This is a genomic window from Stenotrophomonas sp. Sm2128 (genome assembly GCF_030985535.1).
GTDB classification, from domain to species: Bacteria; Pseudomonadota; Gammaproteobacteria; order Xanthomonadales; family Xanthomonadaceae; genus Stenotrophomonas; species Stenotrophomonas maltophilia.
In genome coordinates this window covers 32,382-51,356 of sequence record NZ_JAPTFQ010000012.1, presented here as the reverse complement: position 1 = coordinate 51,356, position 18,975 = coordinate 32,382, and the positions used below count along the sequence as shown (strand labels likewise).

Here is an 18,975-nt window from a genome sequence, read left to right as displayed (position 1 = left end):
TCCTTGTTGTACTGCGGCGGCCTCAGTCGGCAGCCAGAATGGTGTCCCAGTCGGCGAACGCGCGCAGGCCGCTGCGCTCGGCGGTAATGATCGAGGCAGTGTTGTCGAGCTGGCAACGGTACTGAGGCTGCAGCCCGGCCGCCTGCGCGGACACGGCCATGGCGTGTACCAGCTGGCGTGTGTGCCCGCGACCGCGGGTCTCGGGCAGGGTCAGCACGCCCATGTCGGCCAGGGCTGGATCCACGCTCCACGGGTACATGCTTCCCGCGGCAACCAGCCGCTCGCCATCGAAGGCGCCGAACACCTGCCAGTGGTCCAGCTCGACCCAGGCGGCATCGAGATCCTCTTCGCTGGCGTTGGCCTGGAACACCTCGAACGCGGCTGCGTCGGCCGGGTCGAGACGGCGGATATGTGGTGGTGCAGGGCGCGCGGCCAGGGCCGCAAGTTCTGCGGCAGGGAAGTAGAAGACACGATCCGCACCATGCGTGCGCTGGCCGAGCTGCTGCAGGCGCTGTTGCAGCTGTGCCAGCGTCCAGTGCGGTTGCGCATGCAGGTGCAGGCGAGCCGCCAGGGCAGGGCGCAACAGTGCGCGAGCGGGGCCCACGACCGGCTGCAGCAGCATGCCGTCCTCGCCCTCATCGAAATCATCGCTGCACGCCAACTGCAGCTGTGGATCGTCCCGCAGCGTGCGCTGCCCGGAGAACACGCCGCGCCAGGTCGCATCGATCAACGGGGCAAACACATCATCCATGACCGGTGTCTCGCTCAGTGCCGGGGCAGGTCCACCTGCAGGCCGGCGGCCTTCCATTCGGGGTAACCGGCGGCGAGCCGCTGCGCGGTCAGTCCGGCCTCGCGCAGCATCGCCACCGCATCGTTGGACAGCACGCAGTAGGGACCGCGGCAGTACGCGACAATGTGGACGGCACGCGGCAGTTCGTCCATCCGTGCGCGCAGTTCTGTAACGGGAATGTTCAGCGCTCCGGGCAGGTGGCCCAGATCGAATTCCTCGCGCGGCCGCACATCCAGCAGCACCACGCTGCTGCGTTGTTCCAGCAGCTGCTCCACGGTCAGTCCTTCCAGCGCATCGCGGCGCTGCAGGCTGTCGTGGATCACGCCGTGCATTTCGCTGCGCTGGTGGTCGGCATAGTCGCGCAGTGCGGCCAGCAGGTTGCCCAGCGGGCCATCACCGCTGCGGTAGAGGATGCGCTTGCCGTCACGGCGGGTCTGTACCAGGCCGGCACGGCGCAGCTGCTGCAGGTGCTGGGAGGTATTGGCCACCGACAGGCCGGTCAGTTCAGCCAGGCGTTCCACGGCGCGCTCGCCCTGGGCGATGTGCTCCAGCAGGGCCAGGCGATGGGCATGGCCGAGCGTGCGGGCGATCTCGGCCAAGGCCTCAAGCGGTGAGGGTGGTGGCTCTGTTGCAGCGTTCATGCGGGGCACGCTAGCATCGCTCTATCATTCAAGCAAATAATTGAAGGTGTGCGATATGTGTGGCCAGGCGACATTCGTGATGGATGCGGTGGTAGTCGGCGTGGGAGCGACCGCAGTAATGGACCTGTGGGCGGTGGTGCAGCGGCGGCTGTTCGGCATTCCCTCGTTGGATTTTGCGATGGTCGGGCGTTGGCTGGGGCACCTGCCACGCGGGCGCTTCCGCCACGATGGCATCGGCCGCGCGGCAGCGGTCGGTGGCGAGCGCGCGCTGGGGTGGACCGCGCATTACGTGATCGGTGTGGTGTTCGCCACGTTGTTGCTGGTCGTGGTCGGGAGCGATTGGGGGCAGGCACCCACCCTGTGGCCGGCGCTGGCCTTCGGCATTCTCAGTGTTGCCGCGCCGTTCTTCATCCTGCAGCCGGGCATGGGTGCCGGCATTGCCGCCTCGAAGACCCCGGCGCCGGGCAAGGCACGCCTGCGCAGCCTGGTGGCGCACAGCGTGTTCGGCGTGGGCATGTACCTTTCCGCGCTGCTGTTGGCTGCGGTTCGTGCAGCATGAGCGAGAATCGGCGGGGTCACCGGCAACAGGAACCCCCGGCATGGAAGCACCCAATCCCTTCACTGATGGCATGCCGCTACCGTGGGCATGGCAGGAAGCGTTGGCCGATGCGCGCGTCGAGCGGCAGTCGATCGGCGTGTCGCGCGCGGATGTAGCCCGTGTGCAGCGACCAGGCCAGCCCGATGCCTTCGTGAAGTCGGAAGTGATCGACGCCTTCAGTGAGCTCGGTGATGAGATCGCGCGCCTGCGCTGGCTGCAGGAACAGGGACAACCGGCACCAACGGTAATTGCCACCGCCGAAGAAGCCGGCCGGCGCTGGTTGCTGATGAGCGCGCTGCCCGGCCGCGACCTGGCTTCGTCGCCGGAACTCGCGCCGCAGCAGCTGGTGGAACTGCTGGCCGACGCGCTGCGCGGGCTGCATGCGTTGCCGCTGGCAGCCTGCCCGTTTGACCAGCGACTGCACTTGCGACTGCAAGCCGCGCAGGCACGGGTCGAGGCGGGGTTGGTGGATGCCGATGACTTCGATGACGAACGCCTGGGCCAGAGTCCGCAGCAGGTCTTCGCTGAACTGTGCAGCACCCGGCCCGATCATGAAGACCTGGTGGTCAGCCATGGCGATGCCTGCCTGCCGAACCTGATGGTGGTCGAGGGGCGTTTCAGCGGTTTCATCGACTGTGGGCGACTGGGTGTTGCCGACCGCTACCAGGACCTGGCGCTGGCCGCGCGCAGCCTGGTCCACAACTTCGGCGACACGCGTTGGGTGGCGCCGTTGTTCCAGTGCTACGGCGCGGTGGCCGACGAGCGCCGGCTTGCGTTCTACCGGCTGCTCGACGAGTTCTTCTGAGCCCGCGCGTGGCTGGCGATGGCCGCGCAGATCAGGCCGCCCACCACGCTCAGGTGCTCCAGCGCGAAGAACAGGGCCAGCTGCTGTTCCGCGCCGTGCTTGGTCCAGAAGGTATGCACGACGACGATGGTCAGCAGCATGAACACTGCCAGCACGCCGCTGCCCAGCCAGAGCAGGCGATCAAGCAGCAGGCACAGTGCGCCGCCCAGCAGCACCACGGCGCTGGCGAGGTTGAACAGCACAGGCGGTTGCAGCCCGGCGGCCTGCGTTTCGGCCACGCTGTTGTCCCACGCCAGCAGCTTGGCCAGGCCCGAGGACAGGAACACCACGGCCAGCAGCAGCCGGGCGAGGAACCACAGCACGCGGCTGTCGAGCAGGGTGGCGATCATCCGTGGCATGCAGGAACTCCGGGTTGAGCGTTGGGCGGGCCGGGCAGCATCGGGCCTCAACAGCGGTTGAGGTCAAGGCTGGCTGAACGAAGCCCGATGGTGGTCGGGTTGTCGCCTTTTAATTGGACGAACGTTCGTTCACTATTCGCGCCATGAGCCGAGCCGACCGCAACGAGCAACGCATCGCGCAGATCCTGCAGGCCGCCCTGCAGTGCTTCCTCGCGAAGGGATTCCACCAGACCAGCATGCGTGACATCGCGCAGGCGGCCGGTGTCAGCCTGGGCAATCTCTACAACCACTTCCCGGGCAAGGAAGCGATCATCCTTGCCGTGGCGGTGGCTGAGAGCGAAGAGCTGGCACCGTTGCTGCAGCGACTGGCCGCGTCCGAAGGCGAGCGCGCACAGGTGCTGGCTTTCCTTCGGGACTTCCACGCACTGTGCCGGCAGCCGGAATGGGCGACGCTCGCCGTCGAAGTGCTGGCCGAGAGCGCACGCAATCCGGCCGTAGCCGAGGCATTTGCGGCCAATCGCAGGCAGTTGCAGGCGGCCCTGGCCGAAGCGCTGCAGCAGGTGGCACAGCGCGAACGCCGGCGTCCCGTGTTGGCCCCCGCATTGCAGGCGCAGGTGCTGCTGGATGCCATTGAAAGCGATGCACTGCGTCGGGGGCTGGGCGAAGCCGGTGAAGGCGATGAGGCATCGCTGGATCTTGGCCTGCTCGCGCTGCTGCTCGGGGCGCGCGCATGAGTGCCGTTGACCGGCGATTGCACGGCCTTGATCTGGCGCGCTACCTGGCCTTGGCCGGCATGGTGCTGGTCAACTTCCGCCTGGCGATGGCCGTGCCGGCAGAGGGCGCCGGATGGTTGGCAGGCTTCTTCCACTTTCTGGAAGGCAAGGCTTCGGCGACGTTCGTTACGCTGGCTGGCTTGGGCCTGGTGTTGGCCACGCAGCGGCAAGGGGGGTGGCCCGCCAGCGTGCAGACCATGAGGCGCGCGCTGTTCCTGCTGGCGCTGGGCCTGCTCAACCTGACCCTGTTCCCGGCCGACATCCTGCACTACTACGCGGTGTATTTCGCGCTGGCCGTGGTGTGGCTGCGTGCCTCGCCGCGCGTGCTGCTGACCAGCATCGTGGCCATTGCCGCCTGTTCGTTCTGGGCGCTGCTGCACTTGAACTATAGCGAAGGCTGGAACTGGCAGACGCTGGAATATGCCGGCCTGTGGCAATGGCCGGGCGCGGCCCGCAACCTGCTGTTCAATGGCTTCCACCCGTTGATGCCCTGGCTGTGCTTCTTCCTGCTGGGGATGCTTCTGGCACGGCTTCAGTTGTCGCAGCCGCGGGTGCAGCATGCATTGCTGGTGCTGGGGCTGCTGTTGATCGGGGCTGGACATGGCGTGCAGCAGCTTGCGCAGGGAACGCCTTGGCAGGTGTGGCTGGGAACACAGCCGATGCCGCCGGGACCGGCTTATGTGCTTACGGGTGCGGGTGCGGCCTGCAGTGTCATCGCCGCCTGCCTGTGGCTGGCGCGTGTGCGACCGGGTGACTGGTTGGAGCCGTTCACCGCGGCCGGACGCATGACCCTGACCCTGTATGTGGGCCACATCCTGCTGGGCATGGGCACGCTGGAAAGCCTGGGCCTGCTCGATGGCAGCGCGTCGCTCGCATCGGTGCTGCTGTGGGCGCTGCTGTTCCTGATGCTGGCGACGGGCGCGGCCTGGCTATGGTCGTGGCAGTTCGCACGCGGCCCGCTGGAGACGGTGATGCGGCGCATCGCAGGCTAGTTCCCTGGTCGTACTGAAGCGATGTTGTGACGGACATGTCTGTGCCGCGGCGAACGCATCTGCGATAGTGGTGGCAGGTAACACTTTCTGCTTGCATCCATGTCATTCGCTTCGGCGCAGCATCTCGGCGAAGTCCTGCAACAATCCTATGGCATCACCCCCACCGCCGTGGTGCCACGCCCGGTGGGCGCCGACGCCAATGCCAGCGTGTATCGCGTCGATGCGCGGCACGGGCAGTGGTGGTTGAAATGCCGTACCTACCAGGTCGCCCCAGCGGTGTGGGACAGCCTGCATTGGATGCGCGGCACGCTGGGTATCGATGAGATCGTCGCGCCGTGGCCGGCGTTGACCGGTGGTGCGTCTGTGCAGCGCTGGGGATTGCAGTTCACCCTGTTCCCGTATGTGGAAGGTCAGTCCGGGTTCGAGGCGGCGTTGAGCCGCACGCAGTGGAAACGGCTGGGGGAGGTGCTGCGGCGCCTGCATGGCGCGCAGTTGCCAGCGGAACTGCAGCAGGCACTGCCGATCGTACGGCTGGAAACCGCGGCGCTGGAGACCGTCGGGCAATGGTTGGCCGGCGAGGGCCTGGCGGCCGCGAAGGACGGGCTGGGTCGCGCATTCGTTTCGGTATGGGACCAGCAGCATGCGCGCATCGCGGCGCTGCATGCGCAGGCACGGGAGCTGCTCGCGGCGTTGCAGGACGCGCCGGTAGACCTGCATCTGTGCCACACCGATCTGCATGCTGGCAACCTGCTGATGGGCAATGACGGGGGCCTGCACCTGATCGATTGGGATGGTCTGTCGCTGGCCCCGCGCGAGCGTGACCTGATGTTCATCGGTGCCGCTGTTGGCGGGCGCTGGGGTCGCGAGAATCCACTGGGGTTCGAGGAGGGCTACGGCAGCGACCGCGGTGATCCGCGCTGGATCGCCTGGTACCGGCACTGGCGCATTCTGCAGGACCTGATCGAGTTCCAGCAGGTGCTGCTGGGCAGTGACGGAGAGGACCGATCGCCGCAGCTGCGCCGGCAGTCACTGCACTACCTGGGGGAGCAGTTCGCACCGGGCAATGTGTTCGATGCGGCGGAGCGGGTATATCGCGCGCTGGATCAGCTTCCAGGCCGTTGCCAGGATCTCCCCGGGTAGAGTCGACTGTTAGTCGACTATCGCGCGCAGCGCGGTTTCTGCCCGCTCCGAACGAAAAGCAGTCGACTAACAGTCGACTCTACCCATGGCCTGTCCATGCACGACCCGTGGCTTGCCTGTGCAGGCCCCATGGCTTGTCCATGCAGATGGCTTTCATTCGGCGGGCTTGGCCGCTGCCGAGGCCGCCGCGCTTGCGGCGCGGCGCGACAACACGGCTTCGCGGTGGGCGATGTAGGCGTTGGCGGCGAGGATGATGCCGGCACCGATGAGCGTCCAGCGATCCACGCTTTCGTTGAACAGCAGCCAGCCGCATAGCGTTACCAGCGGCAGCTGCAGGAAGCTGATCGGGGTCAGCGCCGAGACTTCACCGAGCCGCAACGCCCGCGTCCACAGCAGCTGACCGACGGTGCCCAGCACGCCGGTGGCCAGCAGCCACAGCCACGCCATGCCGGAGGGCCAGACCCAGACGAATAGTGCCGGGACCAGCGACAGCGGCACCCAGAACACGTAGGTGTAGAGCACCACGGTGTCAGCGCTGTCGACACGGGTCAGCTGCTTGATCTGGATCGCCACCAATGAGCTGAGCACGGCGGCTGCCACCGCTACCAGGCTGCCGGCGGTGAAGCCGGCGGTACCGGGGCGCACGATCACCAGCACACCGATGAATCCAACCACCACCGCGGCCCAGCGGCGTACACGCACGGTCTCGCCCAGCCACAGCACGGCGGCGATGGTGACGAACAACGGCGTGGAGTACGAGAGGGAAACCGCCTGCGCCAGTGGCAGATGGCCCAGTGCCCAGAATGCGCACAGCATCGAACCCAGGCCAATCGCACTGCGCACGAAATAACGCGGCAGCTGCTGCGTCTTCAGTGGTGCATGGCCGGGGCGCAGCAGCATCGGCAGCAACGCGAGCAGGCCAAAGGCATTGCGAAAGAACGCCACTTCCTGGGTTGGTACGTACCGGGTGGCGTAGCGGATGGCGACGGCCATCAGGCCGAATGCCATCGTGCTGCCGAGCATCAGCAGCGCCGCCCGCATCGGGGTGGCGCTGGGGGAGAGGGCGGGGGTGTTCACCACTGTGCGCCGAGCAGGCGGGGCTCCGGTTCGATCGGCACGCCGAACTTTTCCAGCACCGAGGCCGAGATGCGTCGCGCCAGCGCCAGCAGCTCAGCACCGGTGGCGTTGCCGTGGTTGACCAGCACCAGCGCGTGGCTCGGCGCAACGCCGGCATCGCCTTCGCGGAAGCCCTTCCAGCCGCAGGACTCGATCATCCATGCCGCCGAGACCTTGCGCTTGTCGTCCTGTTCGGCCGGGAACACCGGCAGCTCGGGGAAGTGCTGCAGCAGCACGTCTACCTGTTCCAGTGGCAGCACCGGGTTCTTGAAGAAGCTGCCGGCGTTGCCCAGCACATCCGGATCGGGCAGCTTGCGGCGGCGGATCGCGATCACCGCATTGGCCACGTCCACGGCACTGGGCAGCTCCACGCCCTGTGCCTGCAGTTCCTCGCGGATGCCGGCATAGTCCATGCGCAGGTCGTGCAGCAGCGGCAACTTCAGCTCGATGGCGGTGATCAGGTAGCGATCGGGCTGCTGCTTGAACACGCTGTCGCGGTAGGCGAAGCCACACTGTTCGTTGTCCAGCCGCACCCAGGCCTGCTCCTGGCAGTCCCAGGCTTCAACGGCCTGGATGAACTCGCCGACCTGCGCGCCATAGGCACCGATGTTCTGGATCGGCGCGGCACCGGCCGTTCCGGGAATCAACGCCAGGTTCTCCAGGCCGGACAGGCCTTCCTGCAGCGACCACATCACCAGGCCATGCCAGGGCACGCCGGCCCCGGCGCGGATCACTGCGTGGTCAGCGCGGTGTTCCAGGAAACTGATGTCACGGTTGCCGAACACCAGCACGGTGCCCGGCAGGTCTTCGGCGATCAGTACGTTGCTGCCGGCACCCAGTACCAACAGGGGACCGCTGGCCACTTCGGGCAATGCCAGCACTTCCGGCAGCAGTGCGGCATCGTGCAGTTCCAGCAGCTGCGCGGCGCTGGCCTGCACGTGGAAGGTGTTCAGCGCCTGCAGCGGCGCATTGCGGGTGAGCGTCCAGCGCAGCGGGGCGTTGCCGTCGACGGTATCCATGGGCGCGCTCACAGTGGGGCCACCGCGCCGCGGCTCGGCGCTTCGCGGCGGCGACGGATCGCCTCCACGCATTCGGAGACCAACGCCGGGCCACGGAAGATCAAGCCGCTGTAGCACTGCACCAGCGCCGCGCCTGCGGCCATCTTGGCCACCGCATCGGCACCGGACAGGATGCCTCCGACACCCACCAGCGGTACCGATTCGGGCAGGCGCGAGCGCAGGCGGCGCAGCACCAGGGTGGACTGCTCCAGCACCGGCGCACCGGACAGGCCGCCGGCCTCGTTGGCCAGCGGATCGCCGGCCACCTTGCTGTGGTCGATGGTGGTGTTGGTGGCGATCACGCCGTCCACCTGCAGTTCGCCCAGCACGCGCGCGGCGGCATCGATGTCGCGGTCACTCAGGTCCGGTGCCACCTTCACCAGCATCGGGACCCGGCGGCCATGCTGCGCGGCCAGTGCTTCCTGGCGGTCGCGCAACTGGCTGACCAGCTGGCGCAGCGCGGTTTCCTCCTGCAGTTCACGCAGGCCGGCAGTGTTGGGCGAGGAGATGTTGACGGTGATGTAGTCGGCCAGCGGATACACCTTGTCCAGGCAGGCAATGTAATCGTCCACCGCCTGTTCGTTGGGGGTGTCCTTGTTTTTGCCGATGTTGATGCCGAGCAGGCCGCGACGGTTGCGCGCGCGTTCGACGTTGCGCACCAGCGCGTCCACGCCCGCATTGTTGAAGCCCATGCGGTTGATGATCGCATTGTGCGCCGGCAGCCGGAACAGGCGCGGCTGCGGGTTGCCGGCCTGCGGACGCGGGGTGATGGTGCCGATTTCGACGAAGCCGAAACCCAGCGCGAACAATGCATCGATGTGCTCGCCATTCTTGTCCAGGCCGGCGGCCAGGCCGACCGGATTGGGGAAGGTCAGCCCGAACACGGTGCTCGGCATCGGCGCGATGCGTGCGGCCAGCAGCGGCGTGGTGCCGGTGCGATAGGCCAGGTCCAGTGCGGACAGGCCGAGGCCGTGGGCGCGCTCGGCGTCGAGCGAGAACAGGAAGGGGCGGGCAAGCGAATACATGCGTCGGTTCAGTCCAGCGTGCCGAGGAAGGCTCGGGTTCGATATTCAAAAGCGACCTGGCCGTCGACCGCGTGGGCGGCGAACAGGTCCTGCAAGGCGTCGATCATCGGCGCGTGGCGAGGATGACCGGATTGGGGTGCGTAGGAGGAGGACAGCAGGCGCCCGCGCAGGGCATCGAAGTCCAGATGCTGTACGTTCGGCAGCTCTACCATGCCGCGCAGGCCGGGGCCGAACCAGGCCTGCATGGTGGCATCGTCCTGGTAGCGCTCGGCCACGGCGGTGTAGTCGGTGCCGTAGTCCAGCAGCAGCTGTTCGTAGCCGATCAGGAACGGGCTGGCATCGAGCAGACGCGAATTCCAGTAGATCAGTGCCAGGCCACCTGGACGCAGGATGCGCTGCCACTCGGCGCGCACCGCCACGGTGTCGAACCAGTGGAAGGCCTGCGCCACGCTGACCAGATCGACGCTGGCATCGTCCAGGCCGGTGGCCTCGGCGCGACCATCGACGGCGGAGAAACGCGGGTACTGGGGTGCCAGCCAGTGTTCGGCGGCGGCACGCATGGCGGCATTCGGCTCGACCGCCACCAGTGGATGATCGCTGGCCAGAAACTGACGGCTGGAGATGCCGGTTCCCGCGCCGATGTCGGCCACCAGCGCCTGGTGGCTGACGCCCATCGGGCCGTGCAGCCAGTCCAGCAGCGCGGGCGGGTAATCGGGCCGGTAGCGGACGTAGGCGGCGACGCGGCTGCTGAAGCGTTCAGTGCTGTCGGAGGTGGTCATGGCGTCAGTTCGACACCGCGGCCAGCCACGCCAGGCCACCGAAGAACAGGATGAAGACCAGGATGGCGGCAAGCACGGCGCCGACCATCACCCAGCCCAGCACAAGGCCGGTGACGGCCAGGCCATCGCCTTCCAGTTCATGCGGGCGGCGGCGGATCTCGGCGCGGGCCATGTGGCCGGTGATGATGGCCACGATGCTGGCCACGAAGGGCAGGACGGTCCAGCTGGCGATGCCCATGACCAGGCTGACCACGGCCAGGGCGCTTGTCTGTCGGGGTGCCACGCTCATCGGGGTCCTCCTTGGCAGTGTGCACATGATAGTGCCTCTGCCCAAGCAATCCCATGCCCGGCGGATGCGATGGCAGGCGTGGACCCTGGTGGGCGAACGAGGTGCTAGCCCTGGTAGGCGCCGACCTTGGTCGACAAAGGGTATTTCAGCAGGGCAGGCGTCGACCTTGGTCGACGAAAGGCATGCCAACCAAGGTTGGCAGCTACCGGAGTGCCGGTATCAGCCCATCAACACCTGGCCGCCATCCACGTTGAGCACGCTGCCGGTGACCCAGCGCGCCAGCGGCGAGCACAGGAACAGGGCGGCGTCGGCAATTTCGCGCGGATGGCCGAAGCGGCCGAACGGGATCTTCGCCAGGGTGCCGTGGTACAGCGCCGGATCTTCGGTGCGACGGCGATCCCACAGGCCGTCATCGAATTCAATCGAACCGGGGGCGATGGCGTTGACCCGGATCCGGTCCTTGGCCAGCGCCAATGCCTGCGACGTGGTGTAGTGCGACAGCGCGGCCTTTGCGGCGGCGTAGGGCGCGCCACCGGGGCGTGGCTGCTGTGCGGCAATCGAGGACAGGTTGAGGATGCAGGCATCGCTGGATGCGCGCAGCCACGGCAGTGCCAGGCGCGAGGCCCGTACCGCCGCCATCAGGTCGATCTGCAGGCTGGCGGCCCAGCCATCCTCGTCGTCGGCCATGCCGTAGCCGGTAGCGTTGTTGATCAGCACATCGATGCCGCCGAGTGCACCGGTTGCGGCCTGCAGCCAGACCTGGATCTGGCCGGCATCGGCCAGATCGGCGGAGACGGTATGCAGCGGGGTGCCCTGTGCCTGCGCATCGGCGCGCAGGGCATCCAGTCCGGCCTGGCCGCGGGCGCAGACCGAGACCTGCGCACCGGCGCCGGCGAATGCCAGCGCCATTTCACGACCGATGCCCTTGCTGCCGCCAGCGATCAGCACGCGGCGACCGGTGAAATCGAGGGTCGGAGCCCCATTGGGGATCCGGCCCTGGGCAGGGGGCAGATCCCCGGAGGGGCTCTGACCCGCAGCCATGGCAGAAACGTCTGCCATCACAGATCGAACTTGATGCCCTGGGCCAGCGGCAGCGAGTCCGAATAGTTGATGGTGTTGGTCTGGCGGCGCATGTAGACCTTCCACGCATCCGAACCGGACTCGCGGCCACCGCCGGTGTCCTTTTCGCCACCGAAGGCGCCACCGATCTCCGCACCGGACGTGCCGATGTTGATGTTGGCGATGCCGCAGTCGCTGCCAGCGGCCGACAGGAACTTCTCGGCAGTCTTCAGGTTCTGGGTGAAGATCGAGGACGACAGGCCCTGCGGCACGCCATTCTGCATGTCGATGGCTTCATCGAGGGTGTCGTACGGCATCACGTACAGGATCGGCGCGAAGGTCTCGTGCTGGACCACGGCATCGCTGTTCTTCAGGCCGGAGACAATCGCCGGCAGCACGAAGTTGCCGGCGCGGTCGATGCGGGTGCCGCCGGTTTCGATGGTGCCGCCGGCAGCCTTGGCCTGGGCGATGGCATCGAGGAACTGCTGCACGGCGCCGTCGCTGTTCAGCGGGCCCATCAGGTTGGCCGCATCGGTCGGGTCGCCGATCTTGCCTTCGACCTGCTTGTAGGCCTTGACCAGAGTGGCCAGCACGTCGGCGTAGATCGAGCGGTGCACGATCAGGCGGCGGGTGGTGGTGCAGCGCTGGCCGGCGGTGCCGACAGCGCCGAACACGATGCCCGGCACGGCCAGCTTCAGGTCGGCGGTTTCGTCCAGGATGATGGCGTTGTTGCCACCCAGTTCCAGCAGACAGCGGCCGAGGCGGCGCGCGACCTTCTCGTTGACGGTGCGGCCGACCTGGGTCGAGCCGGTGAAGCTGATCAGCGGCACGCGGCGGTCATCGACCATCTTTTCCGACAGCGCGGTGCCGGCATCGTTGATCAGGAAGAAGATGTCCGGGAAGCCGGCTTCGCGCAGGGCGTCGTTGCAGATCTTCAGCGAGGCGATGGCGGTCAGCGGCGTCTTGTTGGACGGCTTCCAGATGCACACATCGCCACAGATGGCGGCCAGGAACGAGTTCCAGCTCCACACCGCGACCGGGAAGTTGAAGGCGGAGATGATGCCGACCAGGCCCAGCGGGTGGTACTGCTCGTACATGCGGTGGCCGGGGCGCTCGGAATGCATGGTGTAGCCGTACAGCATGCGGCTCTGGCCCACGGCGAAATCGGCGATGTCGATCATCTCCTGCACTTCGCCGTCGCCTTCCGGCTTGCTCTTGCCCATTTCCAAGGCGACCAGCGAGCCAAGCGCATCCTTGTGCTTGCGCAGCGCTTCACCGCACAGGCGCACGGCTTCACCGCGGCGCGGGGCCGGCGTGGTGCGCCAGACCTTGAAGGCTTCCTGGGCGCGGGCGACGACGGTCTCGTACTCGGCCTCGGTGGTCGCGCGGACCTGCGCGATCGGCTCGCCGGTGGTCGGGTTGACCGGGGTGATCAGCTCACCGCTGGTCGCGCTCGACCACTCCCCGTTGCCCAGGTACGTGCCAGCGTTGATCGCGTCCAGGCCAAGGGACTTGAGCAGCTCGGAAGACATGCAGACTCCTGTGTTTCGTTACGTTGTTTGGTGCCATCGCGGGCAGGTGGGGGGCGCGATGAACTGAATCGCCGATGGTAGCAGAGCGGCCTGTCCGGCCATGGTGCAACGCGCCAGCGCCGCCGTGTGGAGCACGAATGCTTGGAGCGCAGGGTGTGTTGCCTGTAAACTTCCCGGCTGCATGGCCCCGTAGCTCAGCTGGATAGAGCGTCCCCCTCCTAAGGGGAAGGTCGCCCGTTCGAATCGGGCCGGGGTCACCACAATCAATAACTTAGGCGGACTCAGTGGTGAGCATTTCCCACTGTTTCCCGCATATCCACAGGATTTGGTCCCAGTAGTCCCAGCGCTCCTGCTCAGTACCTGAGCTTCGCCACCGCGCCATCGTCGCCCTCAGGCGTCAGATGGGCGTAGAACTTCTCGGTCGTGGCGTAATCGGCATGGCCGGCCAGAATCTGCACCCTTCGCAATGGCACTCCGGCCATGACCGCAGCTGGGCGCGCGCTGCGCTCGGGACGGTTGAGCCGGCGCCATGCGGCGATGGGCTTGTCTGGGTCGGCATGCTTGCTGGTCGACCTGCAGGCGCACTCGACTCGGTGGCCACCGCCGGCGGAGGCGCACGGCGCAGTTCGGCAACCCCCTCCGGGTGGCTGATATGTTCCTGGGTCATGGCTTGGTGCACTCCTCCATGTGGTCATGGAGCTTTTCCAGGAGGTAGGCCGCTTGCGCGGCGTCAATGGTGCCGCCAAGGTCGATGACGGAGGCAACTGGAAGTATGCGGAGATGGTGATCAATGCCGAGGCTCCGATGGTTGCATTCATCAGCGACCTTTACCCATTCTTCCCGCAGTTTCAGGAGATCGGCGCAAACCAGTTCAGGCTGACGCTGTGGACGAACACGCCCGCGCGTCTGCAGGGCTGGGCCTACGTGTTCGATCGCCCCGCCAACGAGGATGCGCAGTATCTGGCATTGTGGGATGCGAACGGCCGTCTGACTTATGCGCTGGGCGCAAAGCCCATGCGGATCATCGGTGTGGGCGGCGTCTTTCCCAATGGTGGTATGGGAGAGGGCAGGTTCCCTGACTTCACCGGCAAGACGGTCGCCGGGGTGATCTGCGCCCCTGCCACCAGCACTTTCCAGAACAGTTTCACCGTGATGGGAATCGGGGACGGGCAGGGCGTCAGTGGGAAACACGGCCTGTTCGGTAACGCCATCACCATTCCGAAGATCGGAACAGGCGGCTCGCCAAATCAGGCCGTGGTCGGGATCGTGATGGCCGTGGATGTGAAGAACTACTGACCGGTTGCAACGTGCCGAGATGCCGCTGGGGTTCGATTGAAGCGCGCCTATGCGACCTGCTGCAGCAGTCGCCGTTGTTCCGCGGCGTGTTCACCGCGCGGCTGACCCGGTAGGCCTGCAGTCGGTGGCCCGCTGTCCTTTGCTAGGAGGCTGTCAGCTGATTCAACGCGCTGAGTAGGAATGCGTCTTGTCCGTTTCCTGCAGCGAACGAGAGTCCCACCGGAAGATGATCTACGGACAGAAGAGGCGCTGAGACCTCAGGTAGCCTGGCGACACCCGAGAATGCTGTAATAGCCATGGTTCTATCGTAAAAATCCAGTACTGAGTCCAGAGTTGTCAGGCTGTTCTTCAGTGGTGCGGCAAAGGGTGTTGTCGGGAAGCAGATGAGCGTACCCGGCCTGAAGAAGGTGTTTATCTTGCGGTGCAGTAACTCCCTGAGCTCCCAGCTTTGGGCAAGAGACGTCCGATCAAAGCTCACTACATTCGCATAGGCCTGTGAAAAGCCGTATCCCATCTGCGGCTTGTGGTGGTCAATCCAAGTGCCGAGCGTGCTTTGAACTTCGGCTGTTTGGATATTACGTAGCGCGCGAAGGTTGCATGCTTCGAGTGGAAGGTCTTCATTGGTGATGTCACTGAAGCGAAGAACCTCAAGGCTGACGCCAGACGCGCGAGACAGTGTCTCCAGAGTGGCATATCCAGTAGCTCGCACATCTTCGTCAGCAATGTCCATTGCGTCTTCAAGCACGACAAGTCGTTGAACTGCTTGTTGGGGTTCAACGTGGGCAGGGGATATCGCCTGCATTGCCTTGATCAGCACATCAAGCCCGCTGGCGATGACCCCGACTGTACTGACGCTCGGCATGAAGGGGAGAACTCCTGCTTCGGACACTCGGTGAAGGGATGGCCGTATTCCCCATACACCACAGAAGCTTGCAGGAACCCGTATCGAGCCGCCTGAATCGGTGCCTAGCGAGAAATCGCAGGAGCCAGTCGCAACGGACGCGGCTGATCCGCTTGAAGAGCCGCCCGGAATTCGGTCCGGAGCTTTAGGGTTTAGCGGGGTTCCAAAGAACTGGTTCTGCCCCTCCAGGCTGTAGGTGAACTCATCTGCGACAACTTTGCCCACATATCGAGCACCGGCGGCGAGAGCTAGGTCCACACAGACTGCGTTGTGCAACGCAGCGGGGTGTTCACTTAGCCAATCTGGTGAGCCGTATGAGGAAACCAGGCCGGCTACGTCGATGTTGTCCTTCACAGAGAACGTCACGCCGCTAAGCATGCCCGCTAGAGTGGTTCTGATATCACCTTTGGAAAGAAAGGCGTTTGTATGTTCGCCAGATTCCATTTCTTGCTTCAACTTCATATGCAAATCGTGTAAGTGCGATGTCGGCCGTTGCCGCTTTGATTCGCTGGCCAGCTCCTGCTTTTTTTAGCCTAGACTGCCTCGCATGCCTTCTTGCACGGTTGCATCGATTAGACCTTGGAACATCTCCTGTTGACCGGTCGGAAGTACAGTCTGCAGCGTGGCGCGGCGCTTGTCGGCGTTGAACAGGGATTCGACTGCCCAGCCAACCAGGTACAGTGCTGCGAGGCAGCCTCCGGCCGTAGCAACCCGTCCATGGCAAACCAGGGGGCTGTCAATCGGCTCGACCCCCAGGGCTTCCAGGCTTCCGCGAGCGTCTGGGTGCGTCGTCGCACGTCGGGTTGGCAGCAGTCCAAGGCTCTCGAGAACGAAAGCTCCCGCGCAGATTGAACCGATGTACTGCTTGGACGGATCCAGCTTAAGGGAAGGCAAGAAGTTGGGGTCGCTAAGGGCGTCTGGAATGCCCTGCTTTCCGCTTGCAATCAATACCACGTCCGCTCGATTTGCTTCGCAAAGGGGGCCGTGAACCGTGATGAACAGACCATTGGAGGACCGAACTCTAGGGCTTGCGGCTAAGATTCGCACATTCCAGTCGTCTGTGTTCCTGCCCAAAATGTCCCACATTAAAAAAAGGTCGATATCGGTGAAGTTATCGAAAGTGATCAGCGCTATGGTCTTCAAAATTGCTTCCTGAAATTACTAATTGTCTTTTCGCCTTCGCCTTCGCCTTCGCCTTCAGCTTGAGCGAGGGGTCAGCTGCAGCCGCATAACGACTTCTTCGAATTCATCTTGCTCGACGACTTCGAACCCGAATCGTTTGAAGAATCTTTGCATTACGTCATGGCCGGGGACATGGCATACCGAGATGCTGGTGTACTCGTCAAGCTGAGCAATCTCTTCGATAGCAAGGGCAATTGCTATGGTGCCCATCCCTTCGCCTTGCCGCCCGATATCGATCATGAGCTGATCGATGAAAATTTCATTTGGATGGCCGTTCTCATGGTTCGGATAGTACTGAAGGAATCCGACCGGGCATTCATCCAAATAGATTGCTCGATTGACGTAGTGCTCAAAGAACTTTGAAGCGGCCAGTGCTTCTGAATTGAGCGCCACATACTGTTCTTGGTCTTTGGAGATCTCCAAATTGATGATATCGACCCAGTTGCTCTTTGTTACCTGCCTCAAACTAATGTTCATACTCACTAAGCACATTCCGCAGACTTCGGTCGTCCAACTTTGACTCCGGCTCGTCAAGTCGTATTGAACGAAATTGCTCGCGGCTGGAGGTAGCGGCGCGCACGGCCGACGCACGTGTCTGCGGTGCCTGCGGCCAGCAGGACCCTCACTACGCTGCCACAAGGGGTCATCGCGCTGGGCTCTTTCCGAACTGCTCAGCCACGCGACCAGCGCGTTCGCAGGATCTGCGACGCCCGGCCGTATGCTTCCGGCCATGCTTCCCTCGCACCGCTACCAAGGTTTCCGCACCGCCCCGATTCCCTTTGGCTGGGTCCAGACGGGTGAGCGCTGGGCGCTCTGATACAACGGCCGCGGGACGGCCGGCGTCGAACCCGATGGCGGCCTTGGGGTGCGCCTCTGGTTGGAGAGCTGCAAGTTCTGGGAAGTGAAGGAAATCCGCGCCGCCAATGTCAGGCAGGCGAAGCGCTACGCCGCGCGTTGGTGCGCCGCCAGACTGTATCCCGAGCTGCCTCTGCGTGAGGCCGTTGCCCGGCTGACCGACAGCACGCCGATCCAGGTGCCCCCGCCACTGCCCAGCCTGCCGCCGACCCGCGAGCAACGGCAACAGGCCTGGCGCCTGGCGGAGGCCGGGACAGTGGAGGTGGCGCGAATCAAGGAAGCGCTGGAGCCACGCCGACCGCAGAAGGAGACCAAGCCAAGGGCGAGAGATCCCATGAAGGCGTGGGTCGGGGCAGGTAGAGAGCAGCTGTTCCGAGATCGAATCTGATGCCCCGTTCAGGGGAGGCGGTCGACGTTGCTTGCCCGTCAGACTTGCCCTTTCACCAGAGAGAGCAACGATGAGCGCCAGCAATGGCAAGACCGCCAGCTTCGACACCATGGAAGCCCAGATGAGGCGCACCTACGAGAACGCGCAAGTGCTGCTGGCAGAGTTGGGTGGGTCGCTGGCTGACGTGGTCGAGGAAACGTTGTTCGTTATCGACGTTCCGACCGCGTTCGCGGCCAGCGGCAAGGTCCGGCCGGCCGTGTATGGTCAGCCGGTGCCGCAGGTTGCCAGTAACCTGATTGGGGTCCCGGCGCTGGCCTTCCCAGAGCAGCTGATCGAGATTGCCTTCCGGGCAGAAGTCCAGAGCTGAAGACAGGAGCGGATGGGGGCGTACGCGCCTCATCCGCCACGTCCGCGCCGGAGGCCGCGAGGGTGACCTGTCGATTCAGGCGAGAGAGCACTGGCGCTGTAGGGCGCAGCCCTCATGACGAAATGTGAGCCCCACCGCCATCACGACGGCAGGGCTCAGTCCTCAGAAGGGTGCTACTGAAAGAACAAGCCCCACTGCGCAGGCAATCCAAGACAGAGTAAGCAGGAACAGCGTCCGTGGCTTATTGGTGAACCATTCGGCATTCCGCACCCTCGCTCTATAGGAAACGATGAGCGCGATGAAGACGAGGGATGGAATGATGTACGGCCAGACAAGAGCGCCCTTGGCACCCCTTCCGATCGACAGTCCGGCCAGCATCCATACTGCAGAGCTCATCGTCAGGATCAAAAATGCCCGGATAAGAATGCCGTTTCCGTGGATCGGTCGCTCTGATCCACGTTCTATGGGGTTAGGGAGTTCACTTGGCATTGTGCACCTGAGGGAGTGTAGGAACAGCCGATTCGGAAACCAACATATACCGGTGGAGAGTTTGCGCCGATCCAACGGACACCCAGGTTGTCGAGGTGTCTTATCATCTCACCACCCGGGCCTGCCGCAAGTGGGCCCGTCGGATAAATGTACGTTTGGGAAGCTTGATCGGGGCTCGCAATATCCTTCTGCCCGTCAGGAATCACATTGCCTGCTGCGTCTCGCCCGGATCCGCGGATGTATCTGTACCCGTGATCTTGATAGGTGTATTGCACGAGAATGTAGCGTTCAACGCATTTCAGTTCCTTCCTGGAGTTGTAGATTGCGTGCAAGATAAGCGCAGCATGAACGTGCTGGTGTTTCACCTTATGCTCGCGAGCCTAGCGCGAGCTTTTGCCGATTTTGGCGGAAGAGCTCTTTGATCACGTAGCACGGGTGCTTGGGAAAGGTGAACATTCGCCAGTCCTGCCTCTCGGGCTCCCTGATGGGCAGTGATCACCAG

The 18,975-nt window shown here is 64.6% G+C and carries 21 protein-coding genes, 1 tRNA gene and 1 pseudogene; 9 read left to right on the top strand and 14 right to left on the bottom strand.

The window, feature by feature from the left end; genetic code table 11:
- Positions 1–22: 22 nt before the first annotated feature.
- Positions 23–751, bottom strand: coding sequence for a GNAT family N-acetyltransferase (locus tag O0K41_RS05665; RefSeq protein WP_164222152.1), 729 nt, complete (start codon positions 749–751; stop codon positions 23–25).
- A 14-nt stretch (positions 752–765) separates the two neighbouring features.
- Positions 766–1,431: a metalloregulator ArsR/SmtB family transcription factor gene (locus tag O0K41_RS05660; protein ID WP_005409356.1), complete on the bottom strand. Its 666-nt coding sequence runs from the start codon at positions 1,429–1,431 to the stop codon at positions 766–768.
- A gap of 55 nt (positions 1,432–1,486) precedes the next feature.
- Between O0K41_RS05660 and O0K41_RS05655 the strand changes: the two genes are divergently transcribed.
- Both O0K41_RS05655 and O0K41_RS05650 read left to right on the top strand, forming a co-directional pair.
- Complete coding sequence (locus O0K41_RS05655; RefSeq protein ID WP_164222150.1) at positions 1,487–1,990, top strand: DUF2938 domain-containing protein; 504 nt, start codon at positions 1,487–1,489, stop codon at positions 1,988–1,990.
- 40 nt (positions 1,991–2,030) lie between these two features.
- Entirely contained in the window at positions 2,031–2,834 is an 804-nt protein-coding gene (locus O0K41_RS05650) for an APH(3')-II family aminoglycoside O-phosphotransferase (RefSeq protein ID WP_164222148.1), read from the top strand.
- Here the strand turns inward: O0K41_RS05650 and O0K41_RS05645 are convergent.
- Positions 2,807–3,232 carry a DoxX family protein gene (locus tag O0K41_RS05645; RefSeq protein WP_164222146.1) on the bottom strand — a complete coding sequence of 142 codons (426 nt, stop codon included), beginning with the start codon at positions 3,230–3,232 and terminating at the stop codon, positions 2,807–2,809. The two genes, O0K41_RS05650 and O0K41_RS05645, sit on opposite strands and share 28 nt — an antisense overlap.
- Before the next feature lie 143 nt (positions 3,233–3,375).
- On the opposite strand from O0K41_RS05645, the gene O0K41_RS05640 reads away from it, so the two are divergent.
- From O0K41_RS05640 to O0K41_RS05630, 3 genes are all read left to right on the top strand, one after another.
- On the top strand, positions 3,376–3,966 hold the full coding sequence (locus O0K41_RS05640) for a TetR/AcrR family transcriptional regulator (RefSeq protein WP_060380029.1): 591 nt from the start codon (positions 3,376–3,378) through the stop codon (positions 3,964–3,966).
- Positions 3,963–4,997, top strand: coding sequence for a heparan-alpha-glucosaminide N-acetyltransferase domain-containing protein (locus tag O0K41_RS05635; protein ID WP_164222144.1), 1,035 nt, complete (start codon positions 3,963–3,965; stop codon positions 4,995–4,997). The genes O0K41_RS05640 and O0K41_RS05635 overlap by 4 nt, the downstream gene beginning before the upstream one ends.
- Before the next feature lie 99 nt (positions 4,998–5,096).
- Positions 5,097–6,137, top strand: coding sequence for an aminoglycoside phosphotransferase family protein (locus O0K41_RS05630; RefSeq protein ID WP_164222142.1), 1,041 nt, complete (start codon positions 5,097–5,099; stop codon positions 6,135–6,137).
- A 153-nt stretch (positions 6,138–6,290) separates the two neighbouring features.
- On the opposite strand, the gene O0K41_RS05625 is transcribed toward O0K41_RS05630, so the two are convergent.
- The 7 genes from O0K41_RS05625 to O0K41_RS05595 form a co-directional block, all read right to left on the bottom strand.
- The gene (locus O0K41_RS05625; RefSeq protein WP_164222172.1) at positions 6,291–7,178 is read right to left on the bottom strand and encodes a DMT family transporter; all 888 of its coding nucleotides are present in this window, start codon (positions 7,176–7,178) and stop codon (positions 6,291–6,293) included.
- A gap of 32 nt (positions 7,179–7,210) precedes the next feature.
- The gene (gene murB, locus O0K41_RS05620) at positions 7,211–8,272 is read right to left on the bottom strand and encodes a UDP-N-acetylmuramate dehydrogenase (protein WP_164222140.1); all 1,062 of its coding nucleotides are present in this window, start codon (positions 8,270–8,272) and stop codon (positions 7,211–7,213) included.
- 8 nt (positions 8,273–8,280) lie between these two features.
- A complete protein-coding gene (locus O0K41_RS05615) occupies positions 8,281–9,336 on the bottom strand; it encodes a quinone-dependent dihydroorotate dehydrogenase (protein ID WP_164222138.1) in 1,056 nt (351 codons plus the stop codon).
- Between the two features lie 8 nt (positions 9,337–9,344).
- Positions 9,345–10,115 carry a class I SAM-dependent methyltransferase gene (locus tag O0K41_RS05610; RefSeq protein ID WP_164255506.1) on the bottom strand — a complete coding sequence of 257 codons (771 nt, stop codon included), beginning with the start codon at positions 10,113–10,115 and terminating at the stop codon, positions 9,345–9,347.
- A 4-nt stretch (positions 10,116–10,119) separates the two neighbouring features.
- A complete protein-coding gene (locus tag O0K41_RS05605; RefSeq protein WP_005413144.1) occupies positions 10,120–10,404 on the bottom strand; it encodes a DUF4190 domain-containing protein in 285 nt (94 codons plus the stop codon).
- Between the two features lie 219 nt (positions 10,405–10,623).
- A complete protein-coding gene (locus O0K41_RS05600) occupies positions 10,624–11,463 on the bottom strand; it encodes an SDR family oxidoreductase (protein WP_164222134.1) in 840 nt (279 codons plus the stop codon).
- Entirely contained in the window at positions 11,463–12,995 is a 1,533-nt protein-coding gene (locus O0K41_RS05595) for an aldehyde dehydrogenase family protein (RefSeq protein ID WP_005413146.1), read from the bottom strand. Before O0K41_RS05595 ends, O0K41_RS05600 begins: the two co-directional genes overlap by 1 nt.
- Positions 12,996–13,178: 183 nt before the next feature.
- On the opposite strand from O0K41_RS05595, the gene O0K41_RS05590 reads away from it, so the two are divergent.
- A tRNA-Arg gene (locus O0K41_RS05590) sits at positions 13,179–13,255 on the top strand.
- A gap of 93 nt (positions 13,256–13,348) precedes the next feature.
- Here O0K41_RS05590 and O0K41_RS05585 read toward each other — a convergent pair.
- Positions 13,349–13,662 (bottom strand): annotated as a pseudogene (locus O0K41_RS05585) (hypothetical protein).
- Positions 13,663–13,715: 53 nt separating this feature from the next.
- Here O0K41_RS05585 and O0K41_RS05580 point away from each other — a divergent pair.
- The gene (locus O0K41_RS05580) at positions 13,716–14,291 is read left to right on the top strand and encodes a hypothetical protein (protein WP_237827220.1); all 576 of its coding nucleotides are present in this window, start codon (positions 13,716–13,718) and stop codon (positions 14,289–14,291) included.
- Between the two features lie 142 nt (positions 14,292–14,433).
- Here O0K41_RS05580 and O0K41_RS05575 read toward each other — a convergent pair whose 3' ends face one another.
- From O0K41_RS05575 to O0K41_RS05565, 3 genes are all read right to left on the bottom strand, one after another.
- Positions 14,434–15,654 carry an amidase family protein gene (locus O0K41_RS05575; RefSeq protein WP_197592046.1) on the bottom strand — a complete coding sequence of 407 codons (1,221 nt, stop codon included), beginning with the start codon at positions 15,652–15,654 and terminating at the stop codon, positions 14,434–14,436.
- 66 nt (positions 15,655–15,720) lie between these two features.
- Positions 15,721–16,335, bottom strand: a complete 615-nt coding sequence (locus O0K41_RS05570; protein ID WP_088436191.1) for a DJ-1/PfpI family protein — start codon at positions 16,333–16,335, stop codon at positions 15,721–15,723.
- A gap of 54 nt (positions 16,336–16,389) precedes the next feature.
- Entirely contained in the window at positions 16,390–16,851 is a 462-nt protein-coding gene (locus tag O0K41_RS05565) for a GNAT family N-acetyltransferase (protein WP_049449698.1), read from the bottom strand.
- Between the two features lie 388 nt (positions 16,852–17,239).
- Here O0K41_RS05565 and O0K41_RS05560 point away from each other — a divergent pair, with 388 nt between their 5' ends.
- Positions 17,240–17,617 (top strand): hypothetical protein, encoded by a 378-nt coding sequence (locus tag O0K41_RS05560; RefSeq protein WP_308304453.1) that lies wholly within the window; start codon positions 17,240–17,242, stop codon positions 17,615–17,617.
- A gap of 70 nt (positions 17,618–17,687) precedes the next feature.
- Positions 17,688–17,984, top strand: a complete 297-nt coding sequence (locus O0K41_RS05555; RefSeq protein ID WP_239503561.1) for a Rid family hydrolase — start codon at positions 17,688–17,690, stop codon at positions 17,982–17,984.
- The last annotated feature ends 991 nt before the right edge of the window (positions 17,985–18,975 follow it).